The organism is Microbulbifer sp. S227A, from assembly GCF_049800935.1.
The window spans coordinates 148,116-173,310 of record NZ_JBNAFZ010000007.1; the positions used below are offsets into that span (position 1 = coordinate 148,116).

Below are 25,195 nucleotides of genomic sequence, written 5' to 3' on the forward strand. Positions count from 1 at the left end.
CACTTACGAGGAGCGCACTACCACACCCAATGAGTAAAAGCCGCATCAACCGTGGCGATGGTCTCACAGCCGAGGCGCCTCGACGGTCTCGATGATTTGTGCCAGTACCGTATCGGCCGTTTCACCATCAATTTCCATATCTGGTGACACGGCTACGCGATGGCGCATCACCGGAATGGCCATCGACTTGATATCGTCTGGCAGAACAAACTCTCGCCCTGCCAGTAATGCATGGGCTCTTGCGGCCTGAATTAAGCCGATACTCGCGCGGGGCCCGGCACTGCGACGCAGCTGGGAAGACACGCGGGTCGCGCGTACCAGGCGTACGGCATAGCTCAACACTTCTTGGTCCACCTGCACCTGTGGTACCAGCTGCTGCAGATGTTGTAGCCCGGCGACATCAAGAACTGGCTGCAGGTTGCTCGTGAGCTGGGCCTCGATATGCCCCGCGCTGGCCGCTGCGGCCAGCTGCTCTTCTGCTTCCTGAGAGGGGAAATCAATGATTACCTTGAGCAGGAAGCGGTCAAGCTCTGCCTCGGGCAATGGGTAGGTACCTTCCTGCTCCACCGGGTTTTGTGTCGCCAGTACCATAAAAGGGCTGGGAGTTTTGTGGGTTTCCCCGTCGATGGTGACCTGCTGCTCCTGCATGACTTCCAGCAACGCCGCCTGCGTTTTCGCGGGGGCCCGGTTAATTTCATCCGCCAATAACAGGTTGGTGAACACCGGTCCGCGCCGTACTTCGAAGCGACTCTCCGCCATGTGATAGATCGCGTGCCCGGTGACATCCGCCGGCATCAAATCCGGTGTGAATTGTATGCGACGGAATTCGCCGCCAAATCCTTGTGACAGGCTGCGTACTAACAGCGTTTTGCCAAGCCCCGGTACGCCCTCCAGCAGGACATGTCCGTTGGCCAGGAGTGCCGTCAGTACCTGATCGACGACGGCCTGCTGGCCAATGACTACCTTGTTCACTCGCGCGCGGAGTTCGTCAGCAAGCGAACTTGCCTGTTGCCATGGCGAGTCTGTGATTTCCGATGCGGCGGCAGTCTCGTCGGAAAGTGTTGTCTGGTCCAGGGTGGATTCGCTCATAAGGCGTCCTCAATGATCTGAAGGCTGCGCATGCACGCGGTAAACATTTCTTCACTGTGGGGAGCAGGCCCCCACAAGGCTGTGATAATTTCAGCGGTAGTTAACCCGGTACGCTCGGCAAGTGACTGACCGACTTCGGCTTGTCGATCCTCTGTGAGAGGCCTGGGCGCATGAGGTAGTATTTTTCCGAGAAGCTGCGATCGGACCTTTTCGAACTGTTTCCGGGCGGAGTCCTCACGCCAGTAGAAATATCCACATGCGCGCACATGCTCCAGCAGCGAGCGACGCACTGACGCGCCCTCTGGATCCCGCGGGCCGAAGCGACGGCTGCGGTTGGCAATCCAGGCAAGTAATACAAGCCCCCCGGCAGTGAAAAATTCCAGCCAGTAGCGTCGAATTAATTCACCGAAGCCAAGAAAATGAGGGTGGGTGATCATCACCAGGTTCTTGTGGCCGACGAGATGTGCCAGGAAAAACCCGTGGTCGAATTCACCAATGCGTCGATTTTGCCACAGGCCACTGTCGGCCATCAGTGTGATCCGGCCGTGGCCGTACTCGAAAAATACCAGAGGTGACTGATGGTGCAGCAGGTCGCTGTCATAGCCGGCGATATCGCCCGGTTGCGCTAACACCTGGTCAGTGTGCAGGGTTGGATCTTGAAAAGTGACCCAGTGTAGCAACCCACCCTGCACATCCACTTCATCGCCCTGGGCCATCATCGCGTGGCTTAGCAGCAACTCTGGATCAAAATACAGGGAGTAACTGGTACCGCCATCACTGGTCAGATTAATCAGTCGTTCGGGATCGACTTCAGGGTTGCGCTTATCCTCGGTAACTGCATCTTGCGCCGCTTCTACCCCGTCCCCGATGGGCGCAGTGTCTGACTTTTGGTTCTTCGATTTCTCGGCAAGCTTGCGGTTGTGGTCGCGCATTAATTCGCTGACCGTTTTCTCTTGCAGTGTCTTCGCTTCATCACCAAAAACTTCACGCAAGCGCCAGTTGAAATAAAGGTCGGTATCCCCGTGCGTAACTTCCAGTCCGAGTAGATCAAGCAGTAAATTACGCTCGCCGTCGGTGGTAAGCTGGTTGCTCACAACGATCGCCTGGCCACCTCGCTCGACCCATTCAAGCAATTCCCAGAGCCGTTGCTCGTTGTAGATCAGGTTGCTATTTGCGAGAAACAGGACATCGTTGTCGTTGAGCGCCGGAAGAACGGCAATATTGTCTGCCTGCCGATGCGGAATGCCGATGCGATCAAGAAATTTCTCTGCAGCAAGGTAGGGGTTGCGACGTGCCTCAGTGCCGAATCCGCGATCCACTTCCTCTGAGTAGTACTCAAAAAAGTACAGGAACGCCGCTGCGCAAATGCCTAATATCAGCAGTGTCCACAGCAGGGCAGCACGGGCAAAACCACGGGAACCTTTCATATGGGTGCTCATGCTTGCCCCCCCTGTGCATCACTGTCTGTCGGCGTGGCAGAAAAACTGCTGTGCCAGTCACGGCAAAGTGATTCGAGCAGCGGGGTTGCTGGAGCGCGGTGGGCGTAGGCCTGATGTTGCCAAACCTGCGTTAGGCGGCTGAAAAGTTGTACCAGTTTGGGTGTGATTTGCTTGTTGAGCCCTGATTCTTCATATACCAGTCGCGCACATTCCGCCTCTGTATGATGATCCTGGAAGGGGCAGTCATACCGATTAATAAGATGCGCCAGGCTCGCGCGATAGAGCAGGCTTATGGCTTCTCGTTGCTGGCCCCGCTCCCACAACGTTAATACCTCTGCGGTGACATCTTCCGGCAAACTGTCACCGCGGACATCCAGTCCAAACAGTGTTTCCGGCCGCTGCGCCGGTGCATGGTCTGTGCGTGTGCGCAACCCCAGTGCCTGGCGAATGTAGTTGCGGCAATGCCATACCAACCAGGCAACCAATGCCAGGGCGAGGGCCCAGAGAATAACTTCGACGATACCCGCGAGCAGCGGGATCCAGGAGGCCTCGGTCTCTTCGCTTTCTTCGTCCCACCCCAGCCCCTCGAGCCACTCAATGATTGCGATGAGCCATTCGGGAAAACGGTACTTGCGTTCCTCGAAATCCTTGAGTCGCCAGCCGCGCACGGTTTCTTTTTCGTGGAATGCGTCATCCGACATGACTGCATCGATCTGTTCCTCTGCTTGCGCTGGTGTTACCACATCGGCCAGAGCTGACTGTGGCATGGCAAGGGGTACACAAAGGATGAGCGCGAACAGGCAGCTCAGGGTGGTGTTTACTGGCGAAGACTTGCGCGGTGTCTGCGCTGGATCATTGTTTTCTTGTCGTGAATGGTTTCGGCTACCGCGCTTTGATGTGAATCGCTCACGCAGCTTACGGAACTGGATTTCCACATCCCAGGCCTCGAGGTCAACCCTGCGCCCGATGTACAGCATAAAGCCACCGCAAACATAAAAGGGTGCTACTACAGCCATGACCAGAATGCTGGCGCCGTTGGCGAGCCACATGAAGAGCTGGTTGTCGCCTTGCATCAATGGCAGCCAATCTACTTCAATCTGCTCCGGCAGCATCATATACACTAGCGCCCACAGGCCAACGCTCAAAATCAGCTCTACATGGGCACCGACAATATGTAGCCAGCTGGCAGTACCTGCGGTTTGTCGATGCAGGAGCGACTGGCGCGCGGTGCGCGCAGGACCTTTGGCTTGTTCGAGCACGGTGAGCGGCAAATCAAAGCTGCGGGTGAAGTTCAGCCGGCGCCAGCTGATCCATGACAGGGCGTCATGGCGGTTTGCGCGGAAAAACAACTTCAGCGCCTCCGGGTAGCTATCCCGTTGTGCAAACAACTGCCGGCTGGCCAACAGCAAAGGCAGGCGTTCAAACATCGGTTTTAGCCACCAGACAACCAGCAGGGCCAGATTTGGCCTGTCGGGAAAGATCAGCAACAGCAGCGAGAATACAGCTGCGGCAGGTATGAGCCACAGTGTCGCCAAGAGCAACCAGTGACGCCGTGCCAGTAATATGCCGAGATCGACCGATTCCCAGTTACTGCGTTGCCTGGCATGTACCACCAGTTGGTTTAGGTTCACCGCACAACCTCGCGGGAATCTGTGTGGGTGCCTCGTCCAGCGAGCACACAGTAACTGATCACCAACAACCAGAACAGCGCACCGACTGCCAGTTTCACTTCCATGCTAACCGTGGTGCTGGAGGACCAGAATGCCTCCAGGAAAGCGGCGATAACGAGCATTAGAAACGTACCGTACATGATCTTCATCGCATTACGTCCCGCCTGCTGCAACGCTGCCCGTCGACTGATATTACCCGGGTTGACCAGCGAGTGGCCAAGCATCAGGCCGGCGGCACCGGCAAATACGATAGCAGTCAGTTCAAAAGCACCATGGCCGATAACGAAGGGATAAAAAGTTACCGCAAATCCGACCCGGGTAAGTTGACCAAAAACTGCGCCCAGAAATACGCCGTTGAAGACCAGGAAAAATATTGATCCGAGGCCAAAGACAATACCCGAGGCAAAAGTACGAAAGGCAATTCCAATATTATTCTTGATGTAATAACCAAACATCAGCAAGTCAGAATCCGAGCCGCGTTCGCGACCCAGCACCCGGTTGGCGGGGTCGTACATGGCTTCGATCTGCAGTACCTGCTCCGGTGACATGACTGCGTAAATCAGTGCATCGTTCCAGTAGCAGCCCAGCCCCATAACCAGTGCCGGAGCCAAGAACAGGCCGCAGGCGAGCCATACAAAACGTGCCTGCTCCCGCAAGGCGCATGGAAAACCACGAATAATAAAGTCCAGCCAGCGGTTTTTGCTGATCGACTGTTGCTGGTAGACACGTTGATGACAGGCCATCACCAGTTGATTCAGTCGCGTTACCAGGTAGCTGGTATATTGACGTTCCTTGGCCATTGCCAGCTGTTGGCAGAGGTCACGATAGGCAACTGGCAAATCGAATTGTTGCGTGGAATTATCTGCTGAAGCCTGTGTTTGCGGGATCGTATTTTTTTCGTAGCCCGCAAGATAGTTTTCAATGCGTGCCCACGATGGGCTGTAGCGTTCCTCAAAGTCTTTCTGCTTCATGGCGCTACGCCTTTATCCCGAGTGTCAGCCCCTGCACCGGTCGCTGGCTTCTGGCGGGTACCGAGTAACCAACGGCCGACACCGTGCAAATAGCGAATACTCGCCTCTCCGCGATGCCCCGTGATTGGCTCTAATATTTCGGCAAGCTCTTGTTGGCGTCCTTTACTGAGGGCGGTGCTACGCTCTGTAAGGCTGATAATCGCCTGCTGGTCTTGCAGCTTCAGACCTTTGGGTGGGGGAGCGGGTGGCACTTGTGGGAGTGCGACTGGATTTGATTCTTCCTGTCGATAGATAACCAGCGTGCCGGCAGCGTAGTCGCCAAGACGCTGGAAGTATCGGCTGGCACTCATACTGATCATTCCGGCGCAGTATCCAAAAGGGAGAAAATCCGCAAAACGGAGTAGATTGCGCATAATGGATGCGCCCCAGGAGACGGGTGTCAGGTTGTCATTGACAACAGCGAGCGAAAACGCACGTTTTCCCGGGGTTTGCCCACCGCGGAACATTTCAAAAAAAACCGGATAAAACCATTCCAGAATAAACGACCCGAGCAGCCAGAAGCCTACACCGGCCTTACCGGCGAAGGTGAGTGCAATCCCCAGGATGACGAGAATAAGTGTGCGGTATAAAAGATCTACCGCATAGGCAAGTATGCGTGGAACCGGGCCTGCCACCTGTACGCTCAAGTCGATACCTTCCGGCGTTTCGATTTGATACAGGGTGTCGAGCGGTGTTTCCGCATCAGAACGGTCAGTAGAGCGGGCTGTAGAGGAGTGCATTGGTCGCTACAAAGTAAACGCTTGAGGCAGATCCGGCGGCACCTCGTGCGCCGCCGGAACTTCGGAAATTAGATTTCCGGATTGGCCTCGTGACCACCAAACATGTTGCGATACAGGATGCCGTAAGCGATCCCCAGGGTTGGGATAGCCCAGATCAGACCGATCAACAGCGCCAGGAAACCGGCGAGATACAGCAGGCCGAGGACGATCATAAAGCCAAAGATCGGGAACCAGTGCTTGGTCACCGCTTTACGGGAAACTTCCAATGCCTGCCATGCGCCCAGGTTCTTATCTACGATCAGTGGCATCATCAGGATGTAGCCAATCATCAGGTAGATACCGGGCAGGATGAGAAGGATAAAGCCAAGTACTACAAGGACGTACATGAGGATCATGCCCACAGCCAGTGGCAATGTCTTGTCGAAGTGAGCGAACACTTCGGTGCCTGAGACCTGCTCGTCGCGTGCGATCTTGATACCAATCATCATCAGGCCTGCGCCTAATGGCGCCGATGCGGCAACAATAATTACCTGTGAAAGGATCGCGCCGAACCCTTGATTCATTTCCGGATTAGTCATGGACTGGCCGGTGATCAGGTTGGCGATCACGGTAATGGCGACGTAAGCAACGAAATACAGCAATACGCCGAGCCAGACAGTACCTTTACGACCACTGGTTTTGGCCCAGGCTTCGCTCAAGGTCTCGCCAATGGCCACCTGATAATCCCCAGCGAGTGCTTTGGGGATGGAGCCTTCGCCACCACTGGGCTCATGGTCCCCTGACAGGTCAGCTTGTGGTGCGTTATAGATATCACTCATGGTCGATATTCCTTAATCCAACAATTTTTGTCATTTTTATTGGCCGGCGAACACAGTTCCGTGTTTTTACCCCTTGCCGGCGGAGCGGTGAGCAACAATAACACAGGATTGGCGCCGTAATCTTACTTTGCCTCGCATTTGTAAGCGCCTGTAATTCAGCTGCACACAGCGCTAATATGGATGGACTACAGACTCGAATCTTGCGAGGGTTCATGCCCAATGGGGAAATGGTTACTGCGTAGCCTGTTGCTACTATCTGTCTTGATCATGTTTTATGTGGCCCTCCCCTGGTATTCCGCACACCAGCTTATTGAGGCCGCGCAGAACGAAGATGTCGCCAGGCTCGAACGCTATGTGGATTTTCCCCAGTTACGCGGCAATATCCGCGGGCGGCTGCAGGATGAAATTCGTGAATCGATCAGTGATGACTTACCTCCGGCACTTGGCGATTTGTTTAAGGCCGGCGCGGATCTGTTTGTTGGGCCGCTACTGGAGCGGTTGATCAGCCCAGAAGGTATCGTGCAACTTGTCCAGGGGCAGAAAGACTGGCGCGAGTTCGAGCGAGAGCTGAGTGGAATGGGTGAGCATCGTGTTGCTGCGCCATCCGCCAGTCAACGCCGTGGGCCGACAGAAGAAAGCGCAGAGACAGATTCAGGCCGCGGTCATCACTGGCGGTTACAACACTGGTACTTTACCGGTATGAATACAGTCGAAGTGGTGTGCGGCAATCGCGATGACTTTGACCGCGTGTTACTGCGTTTGCAACGGAGCGGGCTGCGCTGGCAACTGGTCGATATTGAACTGATAGACGAAGTACCCGGTGGAGAATAACCATGGCTATTGCTCTGGAAATGCACGAGTCGTTGAACGTTTTTGGTGATCCTTTAGTGCCTTGCAGCACGAACCCGTTAACTGGATTTTTCCGCGACGGCTGCTGCAACACCAATGATCAGGATCTGGGTTCGCACACGGTATGCGTCGAAGTGACGAAAGAATTCCTGACGTTTTCCGCGGAACGCGGCAACGACCTGAGCACACCGGTGGAGGAATTTGGTTTTCCGGGGCTAAATCCAGGGGATCGCTGGTGCTTGTGTGCGGCCCGCTGGCTGGAAGCGCAGAAAGTGGAAATGGCACCGCGTGTATTTTTGCAGCGCACGCACGTAAAGGCGCTGGAAATCGTGCCAATGGAGGTGCTGCGTCAGTACGCGGTCGACTTGAATTAATCGTCGGGGCCAGCCTGGTGAGCCGCGGCAAGCACAATCATTGCCCAACGCAACGCCAGACGAGCGGCGTGAAATGGGTGGCTTAAGGAATGTGCGAGAAGAGCGTCAACGAAAGGTGACGATGCGAGAAAAAAGTGCTCTGAAGTAAGCCGTCCGGGCCTACCCAGAGCCAGCCTTGCGGCTGTAACCAACTCACAGGATGAAAATTTGTTGGTGAGCGCGAAGTCCCTATCTTGGCCGCCGTTAATGCCGGCGTGCGGTCTGCTCAGAATTCAGCATGCGCCCATTCGCGGTGCCGGGCAATAGCCCATTCGGATCTATTTGCTGCAGTTTGCCCTTCTCTGAATCCGTCTCGGCCTATATCAGGCCTTCGTTAAGACACTTCGAAACCAACTGTCCTGTCGTCTTGCAGCCGGATTTTTTTAGGATGTTTTTGCGGTGGTTTTTTACCGTATGCGCAGAAATTCCCAGTAACTCGCCGATGACAGCGCTTGTCTTTCCCTCCGCAAGCAGTTCCACAATTTCCAGTTCCCGCCGAGTGAAAAGTGATGGGGTGGCGAGGAAATGGTCAGGATTGTTGAAAACGTCAATATTGCGGTAGTTTTCCCCGCCATGCAGATTCAGCAGTGAAAGCTTGCGGCTGCCGTGCTGGGCAAGGTGACTGATGTCGGTGTGAATTCCCAGCGTACGGGCGATACCAAATTGTTTGTTGGTATCGAGGATGATGGTCTGGTGATTGAACAGTCTGTAACTGCCGTCGGCAACGCGCAGTCGGCCACTATAGGATATTTTAAATTCCTTGGCCCGCGCCATGCCGAGCTGGTTTTTTAATATGGCGAATGCGGTTTCTTGGGCCTTGGCGACAAACGGAATATCTTCCGGGTGTCCCCGGTCAAGCAATGATTCGATCGTTGTGTGTTCCGCGTCTAACCCCAGAATCGATTCGATTTCTCGGCTAACCAGCATGGGCTTGTCGAGATTGAGAAAATCCAGCACATAGTAATAACAGGGACCGCTGCTAAAGCAGGCGCTGATAAAACGATCCAGCTCAAGTCTCTGCTGCACCACATCCCGCCGGGCGAAAAGATCCGGAACCTTCCGCCATGCAGGGTAGGTCGATTCCCTCAATTCATCCAATTCCTTTGGAGGAAGCTTGACGGGGAGATCCATCAAATCACGCCTTCGCCCACACAATTCGCCAGTAGCTGACTCATGTTCTGGCAGCCGGCCTTTTTCAGAATACGCTTGCGGTGGTTCTTAATGGTGTATTCCGATAACGACAGGGCTTCACCAATCTGGGCACTGGTGAGTCCTTTTGAAACCAGTCGGATCACCGACAACTCGCGTTCGGTAAAGCTTGGTCGATTGGACTGTTCTGCCTTGGAGTAGTTGTCCACTTCCAGATTGATGAAGGAGGGCTCGCCGTCCATGCCAATCAGGGACAGGCGATAGTTATTTTTCGTCGTCAGGTGGGAAATATCCGTATGTACATTCAGTGCTTTACTGATCCGTCCATGGCTGTCCGTATCCAAAACCAAAGACTGATGATTGAACAGTCGGTACTCGCCACCTTTTGCCCGAAAACGGAAACAGTAGGACACTTTATAGCTGGTGACCTTATCCATACCAATACGCTCTTGCAGCAAGCGTATGGCAGTGGCCTCGGCGCTGGCGACAAAATCCATATCTTCTGGATGAATCTGGTCCAGGATCGATTGGAAGGTCATGTCGCCGATTTTGAGGTCGTGGACCTGTTCCACCAGCGGGCTTACATACACCAGCTCCTGGTCGAACAGATCAAACACGTAATGGTAATGGGGGCCATTGCTGAACACGCGCCCGACGAGTTCGTCTACCGGTACCCGGCTCAGGTCGGTCTTACCCTTGGCGAACACATTATCGCTCTGCTCCCAGACTTCGGTGAGCATGCCCGTATCGGGTGCTTTTTCTTTTTCTTCTGTGGCCATTGTGGCTGTCCCTTTTACCTTCCCGCTAAACATCCCAACGGAATCAACGTATGGCCTGTGGTATTCCCGACAAAATTACCTACTGCAACGGGCGGCCAATCCAAGTTTATATTGTGAACGTCGTCACAGTTCTGGTGGGACACTTGTACCAGAACCTGCTCGTTTCTTGCAATCCTAATTGCTACTTAGGGCAGAAAAAACACTCTGAACTGTCAAAAAATACAGGAAAGTATGGACGGGCTCTGATGCTGAATCGAAAAAAGTCGAGGTAGTGACCGACTAAAGAGCAGAAGATGCAGGAAGTGCCAGTAAGCCCGCTGATCAAGATTGGAACAGGAGCTCACCGGCGATAGCAATTTTAAATGCTTAAGAAGGCAGGAAGTCGATGGAGTAGTTGAGGGTGGATTTTTCCACGTTGGCGGAGCCGAAATTGATCAGGCGAATGCGCGCGAGCAACTTGCGCTCCAGATCCGCGTTCTCCAGCTCACTGCTCACCAGCGTTACCGCTGAAATAACCCCGTTGGGCTCGATCACCAGCTTCACGGTAACCTTGCCCGCCAACGTCGGATCGCGGCGGAGGGCGCGGTTGTAGATCGCAAAGATCGCGCCCTTGTTGGCTTCCATAACCTGGCGGATGGACTCCTCACCGCGCGAGCCGCGTTCACGACGCGCCTGTTTGCCGCTGGACTCGGCCGCCGCAGTCGCTTCCGCCACTTCCACCTGGGTAGTTTCGCGGCCAGACAGTGCGGAACCGCCGGTATTGCGGCTGAGCTGTCCGGTATTGATACCGCCGCTGGCCGTCTTCGATTTATCGCTGATCATCGAGCGATCAATCTTCTGCGCATTGGCTGCGCCGCTCGCCAGGGAGTTGGCGTTGGCCACCTGGGATACGTCGAGACTATCGCGCATATCCATCAGGTCGTCCTGCAGCTGCATGAGGCCGCTGTTTGCCGCCTTTTCCCGCGCCTTGGCAACCTCTGCTGCCGGGGCCTTTTCACTCAGGGGTTTCGGCTTAACGGTCTTGATCGGTTTTGGCTTGGGTTTTTCCACCGGTTTGGGTTTTTCTTTTTTAACTTCCTTGGGCTTCTCAACCTTTTTCTCTACCGGCTTTGGCTTGGGCTTTTCCACCGGCTTTGGTAGCTCTTTTTTCTCGAGGATAACCCGTGCCAACTGCGGTGGCAGCTGTTCTTTTTGCTCACGGGTCAGTTCCGGGGCCGGAATAAACGTGAACAGCGCACCGAGTACCGCGAACGCGATAAAACCGGAGCGCAGGAACTTGCCAAATCGCTGGTCTTCCTCTTCTGTGGAGGCCCAGGGGAGTTTCGAGTTGTAGTAGTGCCACGGCATTAAAGCCGCGCGGCCGCTTGCTGGGGAGGCTGGTGTCATCTGCATGCCTCCTTACTGGCCAGCGGCGGGTGCCGCCGGGTCCTGCGGTGCTGTCTGGGTAACCGCCAGATCGATATCCCGGTAGTCTGCCGCCGCACAGGTGTTCATGATCTGCTTTAACAGCGCATAGGGAACCTCTTCGTCACCCATGATGGTCACCGGGCGCCCCAGCTCCTTTTTCTCTTCCGGCAGGGGTTCCGCGCGGCTGGCGAGGTACTTCAGCTCGTTCAGCAGTGGTTCGATCTGCTCCTGGTCTGCGGAGATGTCCGCAACCATGGCAATCATACGGTTGCCTACCATCAGCTGGTCGCCATTCACGCGCACTACCGTGGTGGTTTCCGGCTTCTGGGTGGAGGTGGATTCCGGCAGTTTGATGGTCTTGTCCGTCTGCAGTACTTCCACATCGGAGGAGTTCACCAGCAGGAAAAATACCAGGATGGTGAAGATATCCATCAGGGATACCAGATTCAGTTTTGTTTCTTTATGCCGGCGCTGTTTGCGCCCTTTCAGCTTGCCGCCGATCGTCGCTTTCATAATGCGTTGCCTGCCAGCTGCTTGTCCTGCGCTGCGTCACCCTGTTGGGGCGCGTCGCCGAGGGAAATCTGTGGAAACAGCTCCGCGTCCACTACGGAAGCCGCAACCACCGCACGGAAAGAACGCGCGGTGTCCATGGCGCTCACCAGCGTACGGTATGAGGTCCCCGGTTCAGAGAGAATTACCACATCTTTCTTGTCGATGTCCTTATCCCGCAGGGCGCGTTTGATTTCCTGCAACACGTCAGACACCAGCTTCAAATCCGGCGCACCGTCCCGGTTGGGAATTCGCTTCACACGAATGCCCGCCGGATAGTTGATGTCGATGTATTCGGCGCGCAGCACCATTTCCAGCTGTTGATTTTCTTTCTGCTCCGCCGCACTGGCATCACTCAGTCCTGGCAGGTTGAGGTTCAGTACGGAGATATGGGAAAACACCATATTCAGAAGCAATACCGGTACCAGAACGGTCATCAGGCTCATAAAAGAGGTGATGTCCAGATCCGGGTCGGTTTCCAGCCTGCGTCGGATAGCCATGGCTCTCTCTTGTTCTCGTTCTTAACGTTGTCGGGTCTAGCGCTTAGGGCGATTAAGCCGGTGCACCGGCTTTGGCCGCAGGGCGCGCCGCCGCTTCCGCTTTTTGACCGCGGGTCAGGGTAATCAGGTTAAGAAACTTCACGCCGGCCATTTCCAGGCTGTCGATGATCTCGTTGGTTTTGTTCTGCAGCATGGAGTAAGCCAGCAGCAGCGGAATGGCGGAGATCAGGCCGAAGGCGGTGGTGTTCATCGCTACCGAAATACTGGAAGACAGCATGGTGGCTTTTTCTGATGGGTCGGCATTGGCTACCGCGGTGAACGCCGCGATCAGGCCGATAATGGTACCCAGCAGACCGAGTAGCGTAGCGATGTTGGCCAGGGTGGCCAGGTAGTTGGTGCGCTTTTCCAGGCGCGGCACCGCTTCGAGAATGCTCTCTTCGATGGCCATCGCAATGTTTTCATCTTTGCGCGCGTGCTGGGCGGTGCTGATACCGGCGGCAACGATCTTGCCTACCGGGGCTTTTTCGCCCTGGGCGAACTTGAGCGCGGCGGCGAAGTTACGCTGCTGCATCATCGGCAGAACCTGGCCATAAGCGCGTCGGTTGGCGAACTTGGCGCGGGACAGGAAAACCCAGCGCTCCACAATCAGCACAATGCCGATGACCAGCACCAGTGCGATGGGATACATAAAGGCGCCGCCATTTTGGAAAAAGCGCAGCAGTGTGTTGAAAAACTCCATGGTAAATCTCCGGGACGTAAAGATTTTTGTTGTGATTAAGTTGTATGTGTTTCTAAAAAATTAATTTGGACACTAGTATCTTTGGATGAGCAGTGCCCATTTATTCTTCCTCGTCTGCCGCCTTGAGCAACTTAATTTCCCTGTGCAATTCCGAGTATTCCTGGTGTTGGAAACTGTGGGTAATTGCGTTGGGCAGTGTGCTCTCGATCTTTTCCAGACTAGTGGCCTGTTTCCAGGGAATGATATACAACACTTTCGGCTGCTCCTGGCTGCCGACAATGGTCGACTCCAGTGAAATAACATCACCGTCATCGTCCTGCGCCAGTGCAGCCCCTGAAAAGACGGTAAGGGTGCAGGTAACGGCAGCGGTCAGTAAGCGGACACGTTTGATCGATTTCATCTACAGTCTGCGCTCCAGATCCATAATCCAGCCTTTCAGCATCCGATCTTCCTCTGCCTCCAGTGCCTGCGCTTCGCGGTAGTGATGCAAAGCCTGTTCCGGTTTGTGCAGGTAGAGGTCGAAGAGAATTCCCAGATTGCGATGGCCCATGGCGAAATCTGGCCACTGGTTCAGCGCGCTCTGATACGCTTCGCGGGCTTCGTCAAAGCGGCCCTGATCGCGCAGCAATACGCCAAGCGAGTTCCAGGCAAACACATTTTTTGCGTTGGCGGTGACCGCTTGTTGCAGGCTTTGCTCCGCCTGCTCCGGTTGTTCCAGTTTCAGCTGTACTTTTGCCAGGTTGAGCCACGCACCGGAAAGTTCCGGCCACTGGCTTAGCACTTGCTGGAGCTCGGTTTCCGCCGCAGCAAACTGTTGCTGTTCGAAGTGGCCGCGGGCGTTCGCCAGTGCCTGTTGGGCACCAGAGGGGATGCCGGGTGCTTCGCTCAGATAAGGGTTGGGTGTGGCAATTCGTTTGCTCGATTCACCGTCGGCCGTTGTCTGGGGCGCTGCACCTTCATCGGGCGCACCCGGGTTGCTGGCGCAGGCACTGAGTAGTAGTGCGCTCAGTGCACACAAGGCTGCACCTGTACGCAGGTTGCGATTAATACGCTGCATCGCTCCACTCCACAGTTGATTCGGGTTTGCGGTAACGGGCGGGGAGCAGGTTTTCCAGTGAAGAGAAGCTGTTCTTGATCCACTCGTCGTAGACGCCATCGGCAGTGCGCTTGATGTTGGCCTCATGCAGTTCGATGGCTTTTTCCTCGAACGGATAGGCCTGTTCTTCCAGCAGGATTTCATACTGCTCGAGTTCCAGCGGATTCAGGCCATTGGGGCGTTGCGAGTCCATCAGGTCGCGGCTCAATTGGCGATAAACTTCTGCCAGGCGATAGTTGGCGGCGGTGGTGAATTCGGCAATACCAAATTCCAGTACTTTCTTGTAGTCCGCAACGGTCGTTTCCATCGCCTGCTTTTTATTGCGCAGGCTTTGTTTCAGCGGCAAGGTCAGTGCCAGGCGCTCGAAACGCGCAAAGCTCTGGTCCGCCAGTTCGTTTTGCGCAAAAGCGGCGAGATAGCGGCCGCGCGGCTCGGAGACCTTGTTGCTCGCCAGGCTCTGCAACCATTGATTGCGCGCGGACTGATCGCCGGCTTTGCCGTACAGGGTGACCAGCTGATGTTGGGCTTCCAGGTTTTGCAACGCAGGTTCGCGCCAGTCGCGGGCATACTGACGATACGCGTCGATGGCGCGTCCGCGGTTGCCGGCAACTTCAAACTGTTCTGCGGCCAGGTACAGCGAGTCGCGGCGAACGTTCGAGTCACTGTCTGTTTTAGCCAACACCAGTAGTTCTTTGGCGGCGGCTTCCGGAAGGTCCATACCTTGATACATCACCACGGCTTTAGCGGTCAGTGTCGGCGTCAACGCGTGCTGTGGATAAAACGTGCGGAAATCCACCAGCTCGGTGTGCGCGCGCGGCCAACGCTCCAGGCGCATCAGCTGGTTAATCGCATCGTATTGCGCGGTTGCGGCGATCGCGGAGCGGCCACTTTCACGTACCCGCAACAGTAACTCGATGGCTTCTTCCGTGGGGGCCACGAATTCCATGCTGTTGGTGGTCAGTAGAACCTGGCTCAGAATCACTTCCGCCTGTTTATAGATCGAAGACTGCAAGCGGTCGCGCGTGCTGATGTAGTCTGGATCGTCGCTGGCCATACCGGCAAGCAACTGGGCATAGGCCAGTTCTGCCGCCGGGTAGTTTTCTGTTTCAAACTGGCTGTGACCGAGTAACAGCAAGATGCTGCGGCGCTGTTTGGGGGTGGGCGGTGGCTGCCAGCCTGCCGCCTTGATGGCCGCATCGATGGTTTCCTGATGACGGTACTGGGCAAACAGGTTGTGGGCCGCATCCAGCTGTGCCGGTAGCGCGCGGGGATCCTGCGACCAGCTGTCGGCAAAACGCAGGCTGCTTTCGGTTTTCAGGTCCAGCCAGAGGTTAGCCTGTTCTTCGTTGTTGTTGATTTGCTTTTCGGCATCATAAACACGCCCGGCCATGAGGATCGCCGCATAACCAGCTTCGGTGGCTTGTGGGGGCGGCGTGCCGGTTTCCTTGGAGATGCCCCAGGCCACGTGACGGTATGCACCAAATGCCTGCGCATACTGCCCAGCCTCGTTCAGACTTTCCGCCATCAGGAAGGTGAGTTCTGGGATTTTCGGGTCGTCCGGGAAGGTATCGGTAAACTCCCGATACAGCGTGGCCGCAGCGATAAAAGCTTCGCGCGATTGTTGCTTGGCCCGGACCGCGGCCTTGCCGCGATTCTTCGGGTTCTGTGCTTCTTTTGCCAGGGCTTGGGCGCGGGCGTGATCAAAGCGAGCTAGCTCTTCCAGCCAGGGTTTCAGATGAGTCCTGATCAAATGGCGCTTGGCATCGTCGGCAGTTTGCCAGTAACCGCTGCGGCTGCCGTACCGCGTAACAAAGTCCCGTTTGGCCGGTATCACTTCACTGGGGAAATTGCCCTGTTGCAATATCTCCACCGCACGCACATGCATCTGCGGTGCTTCGTCCGTTTGTGGATATCGTGAAGCGAAAGTCAGGAAGGTTTGTGCACCATCCCGATAGCGCTCGGTTTCCGCATACCAGTTACCCAGGCCGCGGTACAGCAGGTGGTGGTAAGAGCGCGGACCTTTGTCAGATACAAAGGACTCGATAACCTCGGCACCGCCCAGGTAGTTGAAGCCCAGCGCCAGTACCCGCAGGGTGTCGTTGGCCAGGCGACGCTCACCCTTATCCAGCTGGCCGAGAAGTTTTTGCTCTTCACCGTTCTCCGCCAGCAGGTCATCCATCAGCGTCAGGAAGGTTTCGCTGGCGGCCTTGTAGCGTGCGTCTTTGAATTGGCTCCAGCCAAGCATGTAGCGGGCGTTGCGCGCAAAGGGCGTATCACCCTGGGACAGCACTTCGGCAAAATCGCGCTCTGCGGCCCGGTACTGCTTGCGCCCAAAGGCAGCTTCGCCACGGCGGAACAGCGCCTCGGCAATAAACGGCGATTCCGGGTTGCGCTGAACAATCGTTTCCAGTGCATCGAGGGCGCCCGGTGTATTGCCATCAAGGCTGCGGGCGCGTGCCAGGCGATAGGCCAGGTAGTCATCGTCGGCGGAGGTTTCCAGCAGCGCTTCGTAATGGCGCACGGCCTCGGCGTACGCCACGGCCATTTCCGGGTTGTCTTCCTGCAGCTGTTCCAGGCGTTCCATTTCAAGATCCGCCAGGCGCAGCTGGATCTGGCGGCGGGTCTTGGGGTCCTGTTGTGAGGACAGGGCTTTCTGGTAGCTGTGAATCAGTGCGGGAATTTCCAGCTTGGGCATTGCGACCAAGGGTTCTGGTGGTAGCGCTGCGGCTGGCAGGTCCCCCAGGGTCTTGCTGTTATCCACATAGCCGGCGCAGCCACTCAGCGCCGCGGTGGCGCACACTGCGAGGGCGAGTAATTGTTTGCGGGGCGGGCGTGAAAATAAAACACTCACAGTGCCGGCTCCAATTGTTGATTCACCGAGGCCGCTTCGTCAGTTGAGGGCTCTTCATCAGCTGAGGGCTCTTCATCAGCTGAGGGCGCCATCTCTGTCGTCGGCTCCGCGACAGGCAGGTCGTAGTGCCCCTGCATGGCGGCATCCTGAATGCGCGCGATGGCCAGGCGCGTATGCGCGATATATTGCTCAACACGGTCGCGGGCGCCGCCCAGTGCACTTTGCAGATCTGCGCGGATCTGGGTTTCGATCACCGCGCTGGCACGGTCAATGGCATTGCGCTGCTGATTGATACGCAGGCCAGCGTCGTCGACGCTGCCACTCAGCAGGTTGAGTTGCGGCGCTTCGGCTGCGATACGCGCCACCTTGCGCTGGTTGCGCGCGGCCTCGACGAGGGTATCTTCCAGCGCATCAATGGTTTTGCGCTTCTCCCACAGATTCTGGTGGTACTGCTCAGACGCGTGCCACTGCAGAATGCCGCGCGCGCGTGCCAGAGTCTGCTGCTGATATTTGCTGGTTTTGCCCGCGGCACTCAAGCGTGCATAACGCTGTTCGGCTTCGCGCAGCATTTGCAGAAATTCCGACGTCTCGCCAGTTTGCGTGGCCAATAAGGCGAGGCTGTCTTTTTTGGATTCGATGCGCTGCAGCGATGTCTGTAATTCATCCAGCTGCTGCTCGGCAATTTGCACCTGCTGATCGTACTGGGCACTGTCGTGGGCCTGCACAATATTGAGACGGCGTTGCTCGCGCTCTTCGATCAGTGTTTGAAACTCGGGCAGGCGTTGCTGCCAGCGGTCCAGCACCCGGCGTAGCTGTTGCAGGTCGCGCAGTTCCGACAATTGCAGCTGCAGGCGATCGCTTTGCATCATTTGCAGCAGGTAGTGCTCGTTCATGCGAATCAGCGCGGGGGTTTCAGCATCTTCCAGCCAGCCGTAGCGCTGCAGGTCGATTTTTTCGTCGCCATCAATTTCGGCAAACTGTAATTGTGCGGCGGCGCTGTGCAGATTGTTCAGGTCGGTGAGTGCGCGCTGGTATTGCTGCTCGGCACTTTGATAGGTACGCAGTGCCAGCTTCGGACGGTCCAGCGCTTCGTAGGTATACGGCAGCGCAAGCAGTGCTTCCTGTACCTGAGGTAGTAACGGGTTTTGCCGGATCAGGTAGCCCAGCGCGTCCACCGCCTGGGTGTGCATCTGACCATTCACCGACGCCCAGCCGAGACCGAGCAGCGCACCTGCTGACCAGGGTGTATCGAGCCTTACCCGGCGAAACTCGTCGGCCGCCGCAGCGTAATCCCCCTGCAGGGTCAGGGCATAACCCGCCCCGATACGCGCCTTGTCACGCAGGATATACAGTTCTTCGCGCAGTTCCGCGTCGAGATCTTTGTCGAGTGTGACGGTGTCCACGAGATCGGCCGCGCGCTGGTATTCCTCGGCAGCGGCTGGGAAGTACTCGCCGCGCGCGAACGCGGCAGCAAGGTTGTTGTGCCCGAGTGCACGCTCCGCTACCGTCAGGTCGGCCATGCGCAACAGCTGCGCAGCCTGACCGAGGTCGCCATTGCGAATCGCCAGGTTGAGGGTCAGGGTGGTTTCGTGGATGGCTCCGGATTTTTCCAGCTGCTGGGCCGCGGTGTCCCAGTTCTGGTGGCGGTAATTCAGCTCCGCAAGCTTCATCCAGGCGATCTGGCGGAAGCGCGTCAGGCGCTGCTGATTGTCTTCATCGACCGCTTTTTGTAACTGCTGTTCGAACAGCGAGGCTGCCTGGCGCTCGAGGCCAAATGCCAGGCTGATGCCGCCGCGGATCAGGTCCGCGTTGTCCGCATGATGTGAAATGCCGCCGCGCAGATCGGATACCATCAGGGTGCTCAGAGCATCAAAGGTGTTACCCTGAAAGTAGTGGTACAGGGCGGCGCCGTAGCGCATGTCCTGTGCCTGTTGGAATTTTTGCTTGCCCGACTCTGCGGCATTTTGGGGAGCAGGTTCATCTTGCGCAACACAGGTGCCGGCCCCGGCAATAATGCCGGTCAGCGCGAGCGCCAGAGAAGCTTTCTTAAGCACAACAGACCCCATGGGAAACTCAGGGGGCCGGCCATTGGACGACGCTGAACTCCGGCTGCTGTTTGCTGCCAGCATCCGAAATACGCAGTTCGATCACCGCGGGCTCGTCGGTTTTTTTCAGCTCCAGGCTGGCGGCGCGCTTGAATTCGCGCTGCTCGGGGCCGGTGCCATTGAAAAATGCCGTGATGGTGTGTTTACCGGACTTCAGGTTGCCCTTGAATAGGGGCTGGATACCACCGCGGAACAGGGCGTCTTTCTGGTGCTCGGTATACAGGTGGGTTTCCACGAGTTTGTTGTTGATATGCAGTTTTACCGAGTCCAGGTCAAAAAAGTGGCCAACGTCCATGGATACGTACACAGCCACCTGGCTTTGCGCGGGGAACAGCAGATCTTCTTCCAGTACCAGCAGGTCCCGATTCAACTTCAGTACTTCCTTTTTCAGAGATTCCAGATCCTCTGCAGGAAAGTCGCCTTCCTGGGCAAAGGTCTGCCCTGCGGTCATCAAGGTCACTGCGGTAAGCAGAGTACCAAATTTGGTACGGATACCGGTGCGTGGACGGGGAAGGTTACGCAAGGAAAACATGGTAAAGCCTGAAAATTTTATATTTGGTTGTCGTTCATCATTCGCACATATGTGTGCGCAATTATGTCAGCGCGTCACGTTTTTCTCGTGATTTTATTCACACTTTACGGTGATCTTTTTATGGGTGGTCAATACCGACGCCTTGGCTTTGACGTGACTCACCGGTTGCCGAGCCCGCTGGAGAAAAACATCCGGCGGTTGGCATCGATCACGATGGCTTCAAACCCGTCCATGCGCTCGATCAGTGCGAGTCCTTTGCTTTTACCCAAAACAAAAACACTGGTGGAGAGTGGGTCGGTATCGAATCCCTGCGGGCCAATCACGCTGACGCTAATTAATTTTTGTGCATCTTCGTTTTGCGCGTCACTGCTCGGGCCGTTGTGCTGGATGGCACTGTCGGTGGGCTTTCCTGTGGCCGGGTTGAAGATGTGATGCACCCGATGGTCGTCGTCATCAATAAAAAACCGCTCGTAATCCCCGGATGTAGACAGGGCGGTATTCTCCAACGGTATCACCGCGGCATTCTTACTTTTATCTCTGGGGTGGCGAATGCCAACTAGCCAGGGCTTACCTCTTTTGTCACCAATCAGGCGGGCGTCACCGCCGGCACTCACATTGGCATTGGTAACACCGTATTTTTTCAGAATATCGACAGCACGGTCCACCGCGTACCCCTTGGCGATACCGCCCAGGTCAATCTTGGTACGGTGGTCAGCAAAGCGCAGCGTACCTGCATCGCGGTCGAGCTCGATGTGCTGGTATCCAACGGCCTCGAGCAGACTGTCGGTAGTTTTTTTGTCTGCCTGCTTTTTCTCGCGAAAGTTGTACAGGCTGCCCACCGTCGCGTAGGTGATATCGAAGGCCCCATCGGTTTGCCGGCTATAGAACAGGGACTTATCCACAATTCGTGCCAGCTCGTCGGATACTTTCACTGCACTTTTGCCCGCGGTGCGATTTACCTCGGATAGCTCGCTGTCTTCCTTGTACGGCGAGAGTGCGCCATCGATACGGCGAAATTCATCCATCACGGCGCGGGTAATCTGCGTCGCCTGCGCCGTGTCCTCGTGCCAGAACTGCAGATGCACCTCGGTACCCATAATGGCCTGCTTGTCGTAGCGCCACTCGGCATGGGCCGCGCCGACGCCAAACAGACTGCAGGCAAACATTAGAAGGCGAATCGGGTACATCTTATTACTTCGCTAATGAGTTTCTTGTTAGACGATGGGCTGGAAGGCCGTCAGGCTGTCCATCAGGCTGGCATTACCCAGGCCGTGATTCGGGAACAGGCTACCAAAATTACCCTGCTCACCGTGGAGCGCCATGTAGTTCAGCACCACGGTCTGCACCAGCTGGTTGACGTTGTTCGCCGCCGGGCTACCGGCAGTTTCCACATCACCGGATGCACGCATGTAACCCAGTTGCTGATGGCGTGCCTGCTCGTCGGCACTGCCGCCCAGCAGTTGTGGACGACCCGCAGGATTGTAAACCAGGAAGAAGGACGCCGCGGTTTGCTGGTTGTCCCCGGTCCACACACCCTTACCGCGGCCTTCCGCGGAGTCGTCGATCATGCCGTTACTGAATACGGAACCATCACTGAATACGTAAACCATCAGTGGCTGGTTAACCCGGCGTGCGTACTCCAGGCAGGCGCCGATACAGCGGCCTGCGCGCAGGTCGCGCAGCTCGCCGGTGGCGCGATCACCGGTGTGGTAATCGTAGCCACCCATGGTGATGGTGCCGGCGCCGGCGTAGCCATTGATCACCAGCTTCATGGTGGAAGCTGCTTTCTGGAACTCGCGATCGCTGAGGAATTCGTTCGAGCTGAAAATGCCGGCGGGGCCGACAATATCCGGGTCGAGCGCCGGGTCCAGTGCAGAAGGGTCGCCGAAGCGCGCGGCGAGGTCGGCGCTCTTCATATAGCCGCACTTCACCAGATCCTTGATCACCGCATCATTGGTAACCCGGGTATTGACCTTGCCCAGTTTGGAATTAGAGATGCGGTACATGGATTCCATTACCGCCACGGTGTCTTCCTGGCTCAGCAGGCCAACCAGATCACCCACATCTACCAGGCCGGTAACATCCGACGGACGGTCGATCTTGGTGGGGCGCACTTCCGGATTAATCAGATCCATCGGCGCCATGGAGTTGCCACCGGATTCGCTGGTCTGGGAGCCGATCAACGCCAGCAGTGAACCGTTGGCGCCGGCGCGGTTGATGCCGTACATGGGGTTGTGCGGGTTGTTGCCGGTATCGTTTTCCGAGCGCGCGGGAATGACCGCACCATTAATGGCGCCGGCGGTTCCGGGGGATACTTTTTCGAGAATCCCCGCCAGCATCTGGCTGTCACTGTGAAACGCCAGACCCAGGTCGGTATTGTACAACGGGTTGCCGGTGCCATCGGTGAGTGAGGGCACCATATCGCCGGGCAGACCCTGCTTGCTGTAACCCGCGGTGCTCAGGAAGTCGAGCTGGCCACCCTGCTTGCCGACGAGTACGTTGGAGCCCGCGATGTTGGCGCCACCGGCCAGGTCAAAGCAGATGAAGGGAATCTTGCCTGCACCGTTCTTGCTGACGCCGCACAGGGCGCGCATCGCTTCCAGGTCCGAAGACAAGCTGACCTCTGCCTGCGCCGGATTGGCGAACAGGCTGAATACCGAGCCGCCCAGCACGGTTGCCATACCGGCACGGAAACCTTGGCCGAGGAAGTCCCGTCGGCTTACCGGGCGGTGGTGGTCCGGGTGGCGCAGTGGTTGGTCCAGTCCAAAATGTTTTTTCTTGCTCATGACGTTTCCGGGTTCCCGGGTCTTGCGTATTTTTTAATGCGTTGTCTTGCCGTCGCGCTTCGTTTCCCGAAGCGCACACACAAAAATTTAGTGGATCAAAATCATCGCACTGCCCATCGCGGCGGCACAGGCGGCCTTAACGGTGGTGGCGGTGCGGTCTGCACTGCAGCCAGCGCCGCAGGCGGTCATCTTGTCGATCAGGCCGTCCAGCTCGGCGCGCACCGCGCTTTCATCCGGTGCGGTACCCAGCTGCGCGGTGTGGCCGCCCACAGCGGCGCTCCAGGTAATCGGCCGTCCCAGCAGATTTTCCAACAGCGGATCCAGAATCTGCGCGCGCTTGGTGTCGTTATCAAACGCACTGCTGGCGGCAGCGGAGAAGTCGAAACCGGAGAAGTAGCTGGCGCGCGCGCTGGTATTGTCCACCAGGGTGCTGCAGTACTTCACCGCCAGTTGGGTAATACCCATCTGCTGGGCGGCGAGGAAGCCTTGAATATCGGCTTCCACCGGCAACTGCTGTTTCACCTTCTCCCAGGTATCCAACACATCCGGATGGGCGCTGGAAATACCGGTGGCTGCAGACAGTGCTGCGTGAATCTGCTCAAAGCGGCGAATACCAATGCGCGGTTGCGGGGTCAGGTCCGCGGCCGCGGCTGGTGCCGCCGGGGTGGCTTCGACGCGCACGAATTCTTCATTGCCCAGGCGCTCGAAGGTCAGGAAGAACTCGTCCGAGGTGGGGCCTTTCTCCAGGCTGATGATGGTGCCGAGCGGAGAAAGTTTCTGGCCGGCCTCCGCGTCGTAATCCGTGGCGGTCACCGTGGTATCGAGATTCGCCCATGCCTGTCCCACCACCGCTTCGCGACCGTTGATGCCGATGCGCATACCCTGGATAACAACGCCGTCCGGGGTGACGCCGTCTTCCAGGCTGATGAACTTGGGTTCGCTGAACAGGTAACCGTGGTTGTCGAACTGCTGCACCTCGAACATCACGTAGCCTTCCGGCACGTTGGTCTCGTCTTCCACCTTGAACAGCAGCAGGTATTTTTCACCAACACCCGCATCGTAATTGGTCAGGATGTCGTCCTGGCTCAGTGCGCGGGAGTGAATCGCCAGCAGGCGCACGGAGCCATGCCACTGGTTTTCATTGGAGACTTCGCTGCCCAGTACCAGCGCGAAGGTGTCGTCCCAGGTCGACAGCAGGCCCGGTTCCACCGGATCGGCATCGCCGGTGAACTCACCGTTTACGTACAGGCGGCGGCCATTAATAGGATCGAAGGTGGCCACCACATGCTGCAGGGTTGCCTGCGCGCGCTCCGCCATATCGTCGGTGATCAGCGCGGGCATGCCGTCGGCATTGGTGCTGGCGTCATTGCGGTTCTGGAAGGTGTAGTTGTACATCGCCTGGCCGAGGGTGAAGTTGCGAATATCGTTGCCACCGGAGTAGCTGATAATCCGCGCGGGGCCTTCCTGTACCACGTTGGCCGGGGCGACCCAGGCTTCGATGGTGTATTCACCGGTGCCGCTGAGGGTGTCGAACAGGCGCTTGCTGGTGGCGGTAGTGGCCTGGGCCTTACCGCCGGTCAGCTGTACGCCCCAGGAGCCGAGCCACTCATAGTCGCCGGACAGCTTCAGATCGATGGCCGGATTGATGCCGGAGGTATCGTAGGCGATATCGTCGCTGCCGGTTTTAAATTCGTACAGCGCGATCGCGTTGTTGTCGATACGGCCACCGCCGCTGCTCACCACACCGTCGGTCAGGAACAGCGCCTTACTGATGACCCAGTTGGGGTCTACGGCGGTGACCGAAATGCCATCGGCGAAATTGCGAATCGCCGCGGCCATAGCATCGGCGTTTTCCGAGCAGTTGCTCCAGCAATTGTGGAAATCGCTACCGAGCCGTACCACGAGACGGGAATTTTCCGGGCTGTCGAGGTCAATCCGCGGTTTCGCGGCCTCGTAGGCCTGGTCGACATCGCTGCTGGCAATGTACGGCTGTTGTGCGGTACTGGCGTCTTCACTGTGGCAGCTGGAGCAGTACTGTTCCAGCAGCGGATAAATGGTGTTCGCAAAGTTGCCGCTGGATTCCGGGAAGCTTTTACTTTCGCCGACTTCGCGTTCGGTGGGAGCGGTGAGCGTGATGGTGCTGGCTACGGAGCCGGCCGCAGAGGCCCAGTCAGCAATGTAGCCGGTGATGATCTCCGCACAGGCGTCGGCACTGGCCAGCCAGCAATTGTGGCCGCTGGCCACCTTGGTGACCAGGCGCGAATCTTCCGGCGCGCCCAGATTGACCAGGTCGCGGCCTTCGCCATGTGCGAGGTTGATGTCGTCGCCGCGCACAAAGCGCGGGCTCTGGTTGCCCTCCACGTGACAGCTACCGCAGCGGTTTTCCGCCGCCAGGTTGTCCCAGATATAGCGCTTATAGTTCTGTACGTCTTCACTTTCCGGGGCCGGGCCGGCATAGCTGGTATCACCGGAGTCCGGGTTGGTGTTGGGCAGCTCTTCGGTGGACTGCCCGCTGCCGCCGGAACAGGCGACCAGCATGGCACTACTGAGAATGGTGGATAACAGTGCGGCCCTGCGCAGGCGCGGACGCACAACAAGCTGGCAAAAGTCGGACATGGTCTGCAGGGGATTCTTCTGGCTGGTACTGGTCGCTGGGGTCTTGTAGTGCATTGTG

The 25,195-nt window shown here is 56.9% G+C and carries 22 protein-coding genes; 2 read left to right on the forward strand and 20 right to left on the reverse strand.

Annotation, left to right across the window (positions count from 1 at the left end; translation table 11 throughout):
• Positions 1-63: 63 nt before the first annotated feature.
• The 6 genes from ACP15R_RS17165 to ACP15R_RS17190 all read right to left on the reverse strand — a co-directional run bounded on the left by ACP15R_RS17165 (position 64) and on the right by ACP15R_RS17190 (position 6,766).
• The gene (locus tag ACP15R_RS17165) at positions 64-1,089 is read right to left on the reverse strand and encodes an AAA family ATPase (RefSeq protein WP_224867901.1); all 1,026 of its coding nucleotides are present in this window, start codon (positions 1,087-1,089) and stop codon (positions 64-66) included.
• Positions 1,086-2,528: a DUF4350 domain-containing protein gene (locus tag ACP15R_RS17170; protein WP_224867899.1), complete on the reverse strand. Its 1,443-nt coding sequence runs from the start codon at positions 2,526-2,528 to the stop codon at positions 1,086-1,088. The genes ACP15R_RS17165 and ACP15R_RS17170 overlap by 4 nt, the downstream gene beginning before the upstream one ends.
• Positions 2,525-4,159 (reverse strand): DUF4129 domain-containing protein, encoded by a 1,635-nt coding sequence (locus tag ACP15R_RS17175; RefSeq protein ID WP_224867897.1) that lies wholly within the window; start codon positions 4,157-4,159, stop codon positions 2,525-2,527. Before ACP15R_RS17175 ends, ACP15R_RS17170 begins: the two co-directional genes overlap by 4 nt.
• Positions 4,156-5,169, reverse strand: coding sequence for a stage II sporulation protein M (locus ACP15R_RS17180; protein WP_224867895.1), 1,014 nt, complete (start codon positions 5,167-5,169; stop codon positions 4,156-4,158). Before ACP15R_RS17180 ends, ACP15R_RS17175 begins: the two co-directional genes overlap by 4 nt.
• Positions 5,166-5,948 (reverse strand): RDD family protein, encoded by a 783-nt coding sequence (locus ACP15R_RS17185; RefSeq protein WP_224867893.1) that lies wholly within the window; start codon positions 5,946-5,948, stop codon positions 5,166-5,168. The genes ACP15R_RS17180 and ACP15R_RS17185 overlap by 4 nt, the downstream gene beginning before the upstream one ends.
• Positions 5,949-6,016: 68 nt before the next feature.
• The gene (locus ACP15R_RS17190) at positions 6,017-6,766 is read right to left on the reverse strand and encodes a DUF975 family protein (RefSeq protein ID WP_224867891.1); all 750 of its coding nucleotides are present in this window, start codon (positions 6,764-6,766) and stop codon (positions 6,017-6,019) included.
• Positions 6,767-6,985: 219 nt separating this feature from the next.
• Here ACP15R_RS17190 and ACP15R_RS17195 point away from each other — a divergent pair, with 219 nt between their 5' ends.
• Both ACP15R_RS17195 and ACP15R_RS17200 read left to right on the forward strand, forming a co-directional pair.
• Positions 6,986-7,597, forward strand: coding sequence for a DUF2939 domain-containing protein (locus tag ACP15R_RS17195; protein ID WP_224867889.1), 612 nt, complete (start codon positions 6,986-6,988; stop codon positions 7,595-7,597).
• A gap of 2 nt (positions 7,598-7,599) precedes the next feature.
• Positions 7,600-7,989, forward strand: a complete 390-nt coding sequence (locus ACP15R_RS17200; RefSeq protein ID WP_224867888.1) for a DUF2237 family protein — start codon at positions 7,600-7,602, stop codon at positions 7,987-7,989.
• 357 nt (positions 7,990-8,346) lie between these two features.
• On the opposite strand, the gene ACP15R_RS17205 is transcribed toward ACP15R_RS17200, so the two are convergent.
• From ACP15R_RS17205 to ACP15R_RS17270, 14 genes are all read right to left on the reverse strand, one after another.
• Positions 8,347-9,159, reverse strand: coding sequence for a helix-turn-helix transcriptional regulator (locus tag ACP15R_RS17205; RefSeq protein ID WP_318247430.1), 813 nt, complete (start codon positions 9,157-9,159; stop codon positions 8,347-8,349).
• Positions 9,159-9,956, reverse strand: coding sequence for a LuxR C-terminal-related transcriptional regulator (locus ACP15R_RS17210; RefSeq protein ID WP_224867886.1), 798 nt, complete (start codon positions 9,954-9,956; stop codon positions 9,159-9,161). Before ACP15R_RS17210 ends, ACP15R_RS17205 begins: the two co-directional genes overlap by 1 nt.
• Before the next feature lie 366 nt (positions 9,957-10,322).
• Positions 10,323-11,342: an AgmX/PglI C-terminal domain-containing protein gene (locus ACP15R_RS17215; RefSeq protein ID WP_224867884.1), complete on the reverse strand. Its 1,020-nt coding sequence runs from the start codon at positions 11,340-11,342 to the stop codon at positions 10,323-10,325.
• A gap of 12 nt (positions 11,343-11,354) precedes the next feature.
• Entirely contained in the window at positions 11,355-11,876 is a 522-nt protein-coding gene (locus tag ACP15R_RS17220; protein WP_224867882.1) for an ExbD/TolR family protein, read from the reverse strand.
• Positions 11,873-12,412, reverse strand: a complete 540-nt coding sequence (locus ACP15R_RS17225; RefSeq protein WP_224867880.1) for an ExbD/TolR family protein — start codon at positions 12,410-12,412, stop codon at positions 11,873-11,875. The genes ACP15R_RS17220 and ACP15R_RS17225 overlap by 4 nt, the downstream gene beginning before the upstream one ends.
• A gap of 52 nt (positions 12,413-12,464) precedes the next feature.
• Positions 12,465-13,151, reverse strand: coding sequence for a MotA/TolQ/ExbB proton channel family protein (locus tag ACP15R_RS17230; protein WP_224867878.1), 687 nt, complete (start codon positions 13,149-13,151; stop codon positions 12,465-12,467).
• Positions 13,152-13,251: 100 nt separating this feature from the next.
• Positions 13,252-13,551 carry a hypothetical protein gene (locus ACP15R_RS17235; protein ID WP_224867877.1) on the reverse strand — a complete coding sequence of 100 codons (300 nt, stop codon included), beginning with the start codon at positions 13,549-13,551 and terminating at the stop codon, positions 13,252-13,254.
• Positions 13,552-14,208, reverse strand: a complete 657-nt coding sequence (locus ACP15R_RS17240; RefSeq protein WP_224867875.1) for a tetratricopeptide repeat protein — start codon at positions 14,206-14,208, stop codon at positions 13,552-13,554. It abuts the gene before it with no gap.
• Positions 14,195-17,098 (reverse strand): tetratricopeptide repeat protein, encoded by a 2,904-nt coding sequence (locus ACP15R_RS17245; RefSeq protein ID WP_224867873.1) that lies wholly within the window; start codon positions 17,096-17,098, stop codon positions 14,195-14,197. Before ACP15R_RS17245 ends, ACP15R_RS17240 begins: the two co-directional genes overlap by 14 nt.
• Positions 17,095-19,164 (reverse strand): hypothetical protein, encoded by a 2,070-nt coding sequence (locus ACP15R_RS17250; protein WP_424987578.1) that lies wholly within the window; start codon positions 19,162-19,164, stop codon positions 17,095-17,097. The genes ACP15R_RS17245 and ACP15R_RS17250 overlap by 4 nt, the downstream gene beginning before the upstream one ends.
• 7 nt (positions 19,165-19,171) lie before the next feature.
• Complete coding sequence (locus ACP15R_RS17255; RefSeq protein WP_424987579.1) at positions 19,172-19,654, reverse strand: AraC family transcriptional regulator; 483 nt, start codon at positions 19,652-19,654, stop codon at positions 19,172-19,174.
• Between the two features lie 239 nt (positions 19,655-19,893).
• Positions 19,894-20,922: an FAD:protein FMN transferase gene (locus ACP15R_RS17260; protein ID WP_424987580.1), complete on the reverse strand. Its 1,029-nt coding sequence runs from the start codon at positions 20,920-20,922 to the stop codon at positions 19,894-19,896.
• Positions 20,923-20,949: 27 nt separating this feature from the next.
• Positions 20,950-22,521 (reverse strand): general secretion pathway protein GspF, encoded by a 1,572-nt coding sequence (locus tag ACP15R_RS17265; RefSeq protein WP_224867865.1) that lies wholly within the window; start codon positions 22,519-22,521, stop codon positions 20,950-20,952.
• A gap of 87 nt (positions 22,522-22,608) precedes the next feature.
• Positions 22,609-25,191 carry a LamG domain-containing protein gene (locus ACP15R_RS17270; RefSeq protein WP_224867863.1) on the reverse strand — a complete coding sequence of 861 codons (2,583 nt, stop codon included), beginning with the start codon at positions 25,189-25,191 and terminating at the stop codon, positions 22,609-22,611.
• Positions 25,192-25,195 lie beyond the last annotated feature (4 nt).

Bases quoted from the DNA above. Each gene is read 5' to 3' on its own strand.
- ACP15R_RS17250 (WP_424987578.1), bottom strand. From the start codon at position 19,164: ATGGGGTCTGTTGTGCTTAAGAAAGCTTCTCTGGCGCTCGCGCTGACC.
- ACP15R_RS17235 (WP_224867877.1), bottom strand. From the start codon at position 13,551: ATGAAATCGATCAAACGTGTCCGCTTACTGACCGCTGCCGTTACCTGC.
- ACP15R_RS17170 (WP_224867899.1), bottom strand. From the start codon at position 2,528: ATGAGCACCCATATGAAAGGTTCCCGTGGTTTTGCCCGTGCTGCCCTG.
- ACP15R_RS17165 (WP_224867901.1), bottom strand. From the start codon at position 1,089: ATGAGCGAATCCACCCTGGACCAGACAACACTTTCCGACGAGACTGCC.
- ACP15R_RS17270 (WP_224867863.1), bottom strand. From the start codon at position 25,191: ATGCACTACAAGACCCCAGCGACCAGTACCAGCCAGAAGAATCCCCTG.
- ACP15R_RS17260 (WP_424987580.1), bottom strand. From the start codon at position 20,922: ATGTACCCGATTCGCCTTCTAATGTTTGCCTGCAGTCTGTTTGGCGTC.
- ACP15R_RS17210 (WP_224867886.1), bottom strand. From the start codon at position 9,956: ATGGCCACAGAAGAAAAAGAAAAAGCACCCGATACGGGCATGCTCACC.
- ACP15R_RS17190 (WP_224867891.1), bottom strand. From the start codon at position 6,766: ATGAGTGATATCTATAACGCACCACAAGCTGACCTGTCAGGGGACCAT.
- ACP15R_RS17195 (WP_224867889.1), top strand. From the start codon at position 6,986: ATGGGGAAATGGTTACTGCGTAGCCTGTTGCTACTATCTGTCTTGATC.
- ACP15R_RS17185 (WP_224867893.1), bottom strand. From the start codon at position 5,948: ATGCACTCCTCTACAGCCCGCTCTACTGACCGTTCTGATGCGGAAACA.
- ACP15R_RS17255 (WP_424987579.1), bottom strand. From the start codon at position 19,654: ATGACCGCAGGGCAGACCTTTGCCCAGGAAGGCGACTTTCCTGCAGAG.
- ACP15R_RS17180 (WP_224867895.1), bottom strand. From the start codon at position 5,169: ATGAAGCAGAAAGACTTTGAGGAACGCTACAGCCCATCGTGGGCACGC.
- ACP15R_RS17225 (WP_224867880.1), bottom strand. From the start codon at position 12,412: ATGGCTATCCGACGCAGGCTGGAAACCGACCCGGATCTGGACATCACC.
- ACP15R_RS17220 (WP_224867882.1), bottom strand. From the start codon at position 11,876: ATGAAAGCGACGATCGGCGGCAAGCTGAAAGGGCGCAAACAGCGCCGG.
- ACP15R_RS17265 (WP_224867865.1), bottom strand. From the start codon at position 22,521: ATGAGCAAGAAAAAACATTTTGGACTGGACCAACCACTGCGCCACCCG.
- ACP15R_RS17240 (WP_224867875.1), bottom strand. From the start codon at position 14,208: ATGCAGCGTATTAATCGCAACCTGCGTACAGGTGCAGCCTTGTGTGCA.
- ACP15R_RS17215 (WP_224867884.1), bottom strand. From the start codon at position 11,342: ATGACACCAGCCTCCCCAGCAAGCGGCCGCGCGGCTTTAATGCCGTGG.
- ACP15R_RS17230 (WP_224867878.1), bottom strand. From the start codon at position 13,151: ATGGAGTTTTTCAACACACTGCTGCGCTTTTTCCAAAATGGCGGCGCC.
- ACP15R_RS17205 (WP_318247430.1), bottom strand. From the start codon at position 9,159: ATGGATCTCCCCGTCAAGCTTCCTCCAAAGGAATTGGATGAATTGAGG.
- ACP15R_RS17200 (WP_224867888.1), top strand. From the start codon at position 7,600: ATGGCTATTGCTCTGGAAATGCACGAGTCGTTGAACGTTTTTGGTGAT.